The organism is Methylobacterium sp. B1 (assembly GCF_000333255.1).
Taxonomy (GTDB): Bacteria; Pseudomonadota; Alphaproteobacteria; order Rhizobiales; family Beijerinckiaceae; genus Methylobacterium; species Methylobacterium fujisawaense.
Genome location: NZ_BACT01000301.1, coordinates 1 through 1889 on the forward strand (window position 1 = coordinate 1; position 1889 = coordinate 1889).

1 protein-coding gene and 2 pseudogenes are annotated in these 1889 nt (G+C 70.5%); 2 read left to right on the top strand and 1 reads right to left on the bottom strand.

Annotation, left to right across the window (positions count from 1 at the left end):
• Both amiE and I53_RS08835 read left to right on the top strand, forming a co-directional pair.
• Nucleotides 1-332, top strand: a pseudogene (gene amiE / locus I53_RS08830) (aliphatic amidase); the annotation flags it as partial.
• Between the two features lie 26 nt (nucleotides 333-358).
• Nucleotides 359-928 (top strand): ClpP family protease, encoded by a 570-nt coding sequence (locus tag I53_RS08835; RefSeq protein ID WP_043349319.1) that lies wholly within the window; start codon nucleotides 359-361, stop codon nucleotides 926-928.
• A gap of 90 nt (nucleotides 929-1018) precedes the next feature.
• Here I53_RS08835 and I53_RS08840 read toward each other — a convergent pair.
• A pseudogene (locus I53_RS08840) lies at nucleotides 1019-1889 on the bottom strand (cytochrome C oxidase Cbb3); the annotation flags it as partial.

The window sequence follows — 1889 nt, forward strand, 5'->3', positions numbered from 1 at the left end:
CGCTCGGCGAGTGCGGCGAGGAGGAGATGGGCATCCAGTACGCGGCCCTGTCGAAGTTCCTGATCCGGGATTTCCGCGCCCACGGCCAGTCGGAGAACCACCTCTTCAAGCTCCTGCACCGCGGCTACACGGGCATGATCAACTCGAAGGAGAACCGGCACGGGATGTCGGAATGCCCCTACGACTTCTACCGGCGCTGGATCGAGGATCCCGACGGAACCCGCGACGCGGTGCGGGCCATTACCCGTCAGAGCGTCGGCACGGAGGAATGCCCGATCGCGGGCATCCCCTTCGTGGGTAAAGGCGAGGGTCCCCCCGACCCGGCACGCTGAACGCCGGTCATTCGATCAGGAGAACCATGGACACGACGCCCCTCGGCCCCACCGCGTTCCGGGCCCCCGCCGTCCTGCTGTCGGGCGCGGTGGACTACGACATGTACCGCGACTTCCGCCGCCAGCTCGGGGCGGCGGCCGACCGCGAGATCGTCGTCGTCGAGCTGACGACGCTCGGCGGCGATCCGGAGGTGGCCCGGATGATGGGCGAGGACATCCGCTTCAACAGCGCCATGGACCCGGACCGGCGGTTCGTCTTCCTCGGCAAGGCGGCGATCTACTCGGCCGGCACCACCTTCATGAGCTTCTTCGCCCGGCCGAACCGCTATCTCACCTGCGGCACGCGGCTGATGATCCACGAGCGCAAGATGAACAAGCAGCTCCAGATCGAGGGGCCGCTCACCACCTGCATCGCCTCCGTGACGGCGACGCTCAATGAGATCCAGTGCTCGATCGCGATCCAGAACGAGGGGTTTTCGAACCTGATCCAGGGCTCGGACGTGACCCTCGACGAAGTGCTCGAGAAGGCACCGTCGAACTGGTACCTCGAGGCCGAGGAGGCCAAGCGGCGGGGCCTGATCGAGGCGGTCATCTGAACCGCGCGGGAGGCGCTGCGCCCGGCCATGCGGTGGGGCGGCGAGGGCTCCCCGATGCAGTGAGCCGGACCACCGGTGGCACCGCCCGGATCAGGGCGTCGCGGCCGGCTCGGTCAGACGATCGACCGACAGCAGATAGGCGATCAGCGCCCGCTGATCCTCGGGCGAGACGCCCGAACCGGCATCCGCCCAGAAGGCATGCCCCTTGCCGGTGACGCGGGCGATCCGCGCCGTATCCGAGGCCGCGTTGGCGGCGATCACCTTGGCCCGGAGATCCCGGTCCACCAGGGCGCGCAGGCTGTTGGCCGGATCGGGGGCGACGCCCCTGTAGAGCGTGCCCGGGACGCCGAGCTGGCCCTCGGCATCGGGCCCGACCGCCACGCCGGAATCGTGCAGGTACGGCGCCGTCCAGGCGAGGCCCACGAGGTTCGGCACCTTGTAGCCCCCCTCCGTGCCCCCCTGCCCCCAGGCGAGCTGCACCTGCGCCAGCGCGTCGCCCGCGAGCGGCACCGGGACGATCACCGGATCGGCCGGGACCGGGAACGGCGTGTCGGTGGCGAAGATCGTCGGCGGCGACAGGCGCGCCTCCATCTTGGCGCCCGCCCGGGCCCGGGTCGGCTCGGTGCCGATCTCGGCCTCCGGGACGATCCGGTGGTTGGTGAGCGCCGGCCCGGCATGGCAGGTCCCGCAGCCGGCCTTCTCGAACACCGCGCGGCCGGCGCGCACCGTTTCGGGATCCTGTCCGGCGGCGGGCGGGTGCAGCAGGTTCTGGAACGCCGACATGGCGTTGTTGGCGTGGTTGACCGGCTCCCCGGGCACCGAGGTGAACAGGCCGTTGTCGGTGACGTAGTTGGTCGCCGGATAGGTCGGCAAGACCGCGTAGCTGTTCAGGCCCGGCGAGGCCGGGGTCGGATCGACGCTGCGCAGCACCTCGGATGGGCTCCGGCCACCCTCCGGCTTG

What these genes read in the sequence shown, in the direction of transcription:
- I53_RS08835 (WP_043349319.1), top strand. Translation starts at nt 359, where the DNA reads ATGGACACGACGCCCCTCGGCCCCACCGCGTTCCGGGCCCCCGCCGTC.